Here is a 6036-nt window from a genome sequence, read left to right on the forward strand (position 1 = left end):
GGCCGTGACCAGCGCCAATCCGCAGAACACGCCCGCACCGGCCATTTCGTACATGACAACGGATTGCGCATGGACTTTGCCCGCAAACAGTCCGTTGATGATCGAAAACAGCGTGGCCACGACCGCGCCGACCAACGCCACCAACAGCCCGTAGTGAAACCGGGTCTCGGTGCGGTAGATCCAATAAACCGCCGCAATCACGACACAGCCCAACAGCAGGTTCCCCCACTGAAAACGAACCTTTCGAATCAGAATCGGTTCCAGCAGCGCCGTCCAGAACGATGTGGTGGCCATGCCGATCATGCAAATCGACACGTTTGCGACTTTGACCGCCAGGAAGAACAAAATCCAATGTGCACCGACCAGCATGCCGTTGGCGATCAAGGCCACGGCGAGTGGTTTGGAAACCGCCGCGCGGCGCGGCAGGAGGGCGAACAGGATCGCGGCCGCGGCGGCGCTGCGGTACAACACGACTTGGGTCGCACTCAATTCGATCAGCTTTCCCAACACCGCGGTGAAGCCCCAGATCAAGACGACGAAGTGGAGCTTCTGGTAGTCGCGCACGAATCAAAACGACAGGTGTGGGGGGCGAGGAGCCTGATCGTTGTGGGGATTCGAAGGTCCTCCCAATTGCACAACGTGGGTCGCGCCATCACCATAGGCGGTGATCTCACTTCGTCAATTGCAGGATGTTTTTCCGTTGATCGTCACCATTGATGGCCCCGCCGGTGCCGGCAAAAGCAGTATCGCGCACCAAGTTGCGGCACAACTGGCGTTCGAATTTCTGGACACCGGCGCGCTCTATCGAGCGGCAACGCTGGCCGCGATCCGCGCCCAAATCGATTTGCAAGACGCTGAACGACTGTCCGAATTCGTCGCTACCCTCAATCTGTCGTGGCAGGATCGCACGGTCCGTCTCGACGGGGAAGATGTTTCGGAATTGATTCGCACGCCGGAGGTCACCCAGTCGATTCGCTACTTGGCCGACGTCCCCGCCGTCCGCACGCAATTGTCACAGATCCAACGGGACATTGCCGAGGGACGCGACATCGTCACCGAGGGACGCGATCAAGGCGCCGAAGTGTTTCCACACGCCGAGTGCAAAGTCTTCTTGACGGCATCGCCGGTCGAACGCGCCAAACGACGGATGCGGCAATTGGCCGATTCGGGACGCTATGTTTCGCTGGAAGACGTCCTGGCGGCGCAAAACCAACGCGACCTGGAAGACCGGATGCGCGACGTCGGACGACTTCGCGCCGCCGAAGATGCCGTGGTCGTCAACACCGACGGCATGCTGCCCGAAGAAGTGCTGCAGCAGATCGTGTCGCTGGTCCGATCCCGGATCGAGTCGCGGTAGAGGTAGGAAGATTTTGGAGGTAGGAAGATTTTGGAGAATTTTCTTACCTCCAAAATTTTCTTACCCCACCGACCCCCGCCCCTCTTTATCGCGTGCACACCAAGAACAGCCCGCTCGCATCCCAAGCCGACCTCGCCAGATCGCTGCCGTCGAGTCCCACTCGGTCGATCCGCTCGACCGTCCAGCCGGCCGTTTTTAATTCCGATTTGATTTCGCGTTCACTGAAGCGGTGCATGAACATCTTGTCGAGCCCGCGGTAGGCATAGGTCGCGTCGCCGAATTCCGCGTCACTTCGAAAGGAATGGATCCAACTGCGCAACAGCCGTCGCATTCCGCCTGATTCACGCAAGGCCGCCCAGCGTCGGTGGACATGAAGGATCAGGCAGCCGCCGGGGCGAACGGCGCGTGCGATATGGCACAGAAAGCGAACGCGATTGGCTCGGCCCTGAATCATTCCGATCGTGCTGAACATGCAGATCGCGTGATCGGCGATGGAGTCGGCGATCGCATCAAGCTGTACCAAATTGGCGCGCATCGGCAGGATCGTTCCGGCCGCGCGCCGATGTTCCGCTGCCTGATCACCGTGACGCTCCACCAGGGTTTCTAGCATGGATTGACTGAGGTCGACGGCCAGGACGTCGTAGCCGAGTTGACGGACGGGATCGGCCAAGCGACCGGTGCCGGCTCCCAGATCAAGGATCATGGGGCGGGAATCCTCGGATTCTGCGGCACGTTCTGTCGCCCGATCGGCGGAAACGGCGGCAAGCGTTTCCAAGACGTAACGTCGATCGAGTTCACAGAGCGGGGTGTCCGCCACAAAGTCGTCGTAGTGGCGTGCGATCGTCCGCTGATGGACGTATTGCCAAGTCCCGGCGGCGACGCCGGGCGGTCGCAGCCAGTCCGGGGGACGGGGGGAATGCGGGGGCTGGTTCAAAACGGATTTGTCTTCCTATAATCCCGGCGTCATGATCAGCGCCACGACTGCAGCTCATCGCAGCGATTCGCAGCTTCTCCAAGCGAGTGAGAATGGGCTCCCGCTGACTCATCGAACCTTTATCCGATGCCGGCCAGCGAATTGGCTGAGTCTACCCCAATGAGGAGAAAAACGAACAGTGGCTATCAAAGTAGGAATTAATGGTTTTGGTCGAATCGGACGATTGGTCTTTCGCGCTTCCATCGGCCGAGACGACATCGAAGTGGTCGGCATCAACGACTTGCTCGACACCGATTACTTGGCTTACATGCTGAAGTACGATTCCGTGCACGGCCCCTTCAAGGGCGAAGTCGCGGTGGACGGCAGCAATTTGATCGTCAACGGCAAGACCGTCCGTGCGACGTCGGAAACCGACCCCAGCAAACTGGCTTGGGGCGACATCGGCGTGGACGTCGTGGTCGAGTCGACGGGGATCTTCTTGACCGCCGAAGGCGCCCAAGGGCACATCGATGCCGGCGCCAAGAAAGTCGTCATGTCGGCTCCCTCCAAAGACGACACACGGATGTTCGTGATGGGCGTCAATGATGACTCCTACAACGGTGAAACGTTTGTCTCCAACGCCTCGTGCACGACCAACTGCTTGGCACCGATCGCCAAGGTCTTGAACGACAACTACGGAATCAAACGCGGTTTGATGACCACCGTGCACGCGGCCACCGCGACGCAAAAGACCGTCGATGGTCCTTCCAAGAAGGATTGGCGGGGCGGACGTGGGATCTTGGAAAACATCATCCCGTCCAGCACCGGTGCGGCCAAAGCGGTCGGCAAGGTGATCCCGGAACTCAACGGCAAACTGACCGGCATGGCGTTCCGCGTTCCCACCTCGGACGTGTCCGTCGTCGACCTGACCGTCGAACTGGAAAAGGGTGCCAGCTACGAAGAAATCTGCGCCAAGATGAAAGAAACTGCCGAAGGCAGCATGAAGGGCATCCTCGGCTACACCGACGACAAAGTCGTCTCGACCGATTTCCGTGGCGAAGCCCGCACCTCGGTCTTCGACGCCGGTGCCGGAATCCAATTGGATGACACCTTCGTCAAAGTCGTCTCCTGGTACGACAACGAATGGGGTTACTCCAACAAGGTCCTGGACCTGGTCGCCAAGATCTCGGGCTGAGTTCAGCCGCCGACGCGGTGACGATGCGCCGCCGCGTTTGAAGCACGAACCACGAAACAGGCTCGCTGGAAACAGCGGGCCTGTTTTTTTGTTGGGTGGATCTGCACCCGGTAGGTCATGATCGACAAACAGGATGGATAAGTCGCATACGACTTCGATGTCCGATTGGTCTCCTGTGTCCCATCGAAGGCAACGCCCTTCACCACGGCGGTTGGGGCCAGCGAATTGGATTGGCATTGACAGCCGTTGGCGTTACCGTTTTGGTTGGGCGTGGCGAAGTCGGTTTGCCGAACACGCCCGAAGCCGAATGCATCCATCCTGGCCCCCGGAAATCACATGCCAATCAACGAAGTGCTGCGACCGAACGACCTGACCGAAGAAACACTCGACGCCATCTTTGAGCCGACGGATCTGGAAGTCCGCCGCGACAACGACGGCGACCTGGTCGTCACGCGTGGCGTTTCCTGTTACGTGATGCAAACGGCCGAGAACGAGCGATTGATGTTGATGACCTTCGTCGGCGTCAAAGAGAACACCGATCGCGCCGCGAAGCTGGAGTTCGTCAATCGCGTCAACAACGACATCTCGACGGTCCGGGCGCACGTCAACGAACGTGAGTCCATCGTGTTTGACTACCACATCCCGATCCGAGGCGGCATCAGCGCCGAAGCGATCGTCGAGGCGACCCGATTTTTTCTGTTGGCCAGCGCCCACGCGATCGACCGCTGCGACGAAGACGACATTGTGCGTTGAACCGGAGCATTGAACTCGCGCGGGTTACATCGACCGAGGCGCGGACGTGATTCGTCCAATGCGCGGATTCAACTCCTGCAGATCGCTGAGCAATCAATCCCAGACGCTCTGAACATCCTCAGCGTCGACCGGATACAATGCGAACGATGCCAGCGCGCAGGCGCCTCGGCAGCAAGTCACCGCAAATGTTCCGATGCTACTCCTGTTGCTTAAGCCCGGGCTGGGTGACGACGAATGGCACGGTCAGTCTAACGATCCGTGATAAAGGAGAGACGCTTGTGTTGTGGGAACTGTATCAACAATCGCAAATTTGGGATGCCAGCGAAACGGCAGCCCGGGCGGAATCAAAATCACAGAACGTTCACTTCGAGATCGCTCGCCTGGAGGACAAGATCGAATCTCTGGCGCTGACATGCCAAGCGCTCTGGGAAGTCGCCCGGGACCATTCAGGACTCAGCGACGAACAGTTGTTGGCCAAGGTGAGTGAGATTGACTTGCGCGATGGAGTGGCCGACGGAAAGATGGGCAGCGGGACGGACTCGTGCGGCAAGTGCGGACGCACGCTCAGCAAACGACGCATGAGCTGCATGTACTGTGGCGAGCAGCGGGTCAAACAGCACCCCTTTCAACCGTAGTATGCCGATCGGCTGAACGCGTGACGAAGAGTCACGAGTAAAAAAAAGGACCACGGATGGCAGCGCGAACCCACGGATGGCAGGGTGCCAAAAATCCGTGGGGTCGCGCTGTCATCCGTGGATCCACCTTTCCGCCTCTTCAAGGAGGGTGGCGGGATAGTCGCCGGCGGTCTCAACGTTCCGTTGAAATCGATTCGGCGTAGGCGAGTTCCCCGGTTCGACCGTCGTAGTACTGGAAGACGACTTGCGGGTGTGGGTAGGCGACCAAACGTTTGTCGCCCAACTTCTGTGGCATATTGAAGACGTTGTTGACTTGGACGACACAGAAGTACGGGTACAGTCGCTCCAGCCGTGGCAGATCCGGCAGGATGTAGCTGCTCCAACGGATGTCGCATTCCCGCGGTCCGAACTTGAACTTGCCCGTCGCCGGGCGGTCGCTCTCGTCGTTGACCGGCACGTGGTTGACGCTGTTGTGCGGTCCGCAGCAGAACTCCCACACGTTGTCGGTGACCTTGATCGCAAAACTGTTGTGCAAGTCTCCGGTCATCACAAAGACCCGCTTGCCGATCTTTTCCCATTCGGCAATCAACTGCTCGCGTTCATCAAAGAATCCCGTCCAAGCTTCTTCCTTGTTCGCCGCGTCGGCTTCAAACCCGCCCGCGCCGCTGTGGGGAATCATGAAGGGGACGGTCGAGATAACGAAGCGGAAATCCGCGTCGCTTTCACGCATGCTGCGCAGCAACCATTCGCGTTGCGGCCGGCCCAGCATCGAAACGCCCGGTTTGTCTCGCTGGGTGACGTCGTGCATTTGACGATCACCGCGCGTGTCGAGGAAATAAAACTCGCAATTGCCCACACGTTTCTTGCCATAGCTTCGTCGACCGATCGAATAGCTGACATTGGTGTCATCGATCTTGGCTTTCATGTGCAGCCGCAGGGTGTGCGGATCGATGACTTCGACGATGTCGTAAACATAAGAATTCTTGTGGCCGGAATCGTCATCGAATTCCATGTCGTTGACGCCGGCTTCGGGCGTGCCCCAGTGGACGTGCAGATTGCCCATTTCCGCCAGCGGCATCTTGGTGAAGTCGGCGTTTTGATCGTACAGCAGATCGCTGTCGCGGCGCATCGTCGCTTTGCCGAAATGAATCGGGTGGTGATATTCGGTCGGATTGGCCCAGCC

Annotated in this window: 6 protein-coding genes and 1 pseudogene; 4 read left to right on the forward strand and 3 right to left on the reverse strand. The window is 58.9% G+C overall.

Features of this window, described 5'->3' with window-relative positions:
• Positions 1 to 564, reverse strand: a pseudogene (locus ABX749_RS18345) (permease); the annotation flags it as partial.
• Between the two features lie 136 nt (positions 565 to 700).
• On the opposite strand from ABX749_RS18345, the gene cmk reads away from it, so the two are divergent.
• On the forward strand, positions 701 to 1357 hold the full coding sequence (gene cmk / locus ABX749_RS18350) for a (d)CMP kinase (RefSeq protein WP_145212376.1): 657 nt from the start codon (positions 701 to 703) through the stop codon (positions 1355 to 1357).
• Between the two features lie 85 nt (positions 1358 to 1442).
• Here the strand turns inward: cmk and ABX749_RS18355 are convergent, their stop codons facing one another.
• On the reverse strand, positions 1443 to 2291 hold the full coding sequence (locus tag ABX749_RS18355) for a class I SAM-dependent methyltransferase (protein ID WP_372897241.1): 849 nt from the start codon (positions 2289 to 2291) through the stop codon (positions 1443 to 1445).
• 178 nt (positions 2292 to 2469) lie between these two features.
• Here ABX749_RS18355 and gap point away from each other — a divergent pair, with 178 nt between their 5' ends.
• The 3 genes from gap to ABX749_RS18370 all read left to right on the forward strand — a co-directional run bounded on the left by gap (position 2470) and on the right by ABX749_RS18370 (position 4853).
• Positions 2470 to 3465 (forward strand): type I glyceraldehyde-3-phosphate dehydrogenase, encoded by a 996-nt coding sequence (gap, locus tag ABX749_RS18360; RefSeq protein WP_145212370.1) that lies wholly within the window; start codon positions 2470 to 2472, stop codon positions 3463 to 3465.
• A 336-nt stretch (positions 3466 to 3801) separates the two neighbouring features.
• Entirely contained in the window at positions 3802 to 4218 is a 417-nt protein-coding gene (locus tag ABX749_RS18365) for a YbjN domain-containing protein (protein ID WP_145212366.1), read from the forward strand.
• A gap of 278 nt (positions 4219 to 4496) precedes the next feature.
• Positions 4497 to 4853 carry a hypothetical protein gene (locus tag ABX749_RS18370; RefSeq protein WP_372897242.1) on the forward strand — a complete coding sequence of 119 codons (357 nt, stop codon included), beginning with the start codon at positions 4497 to 4499 and terminating at the stop codon, positions 4851 to 4853.
• Between the two features lie 172 nt (positions 4854 to 5025).
• Here ABX749_RS18370 and ABX749_RS18375 read toward each other — a convergent pair.
• Positions 5026 to 6036 (reverse strand): alkaline phosphatase D family protein (locus ABX749_RS18375; protein ID WP_372897243.1); only part of this gene is annotated, 1011 nt, incomplete at its 5' end.

It is taken from the genome of Stieleria sp. (genome assembly GCF_041595215.1).
In the GTDB taxonomy this organism is placed as follows: Bacteria; Planctomycetota; Planctomycetia; order Pirellulales; family Pirellulaceae; genus Stieleria; species Stieleria magnilauensis.

Coding starts and splice junctions, on each gene's coding strand:
- ABX749_RS18365 (WP_145212366.1), top strand. CDS start 3,802: ATGCCAATCAACGAAGTGCTGCGACCGAACGACCTGACCGAAGAAACA.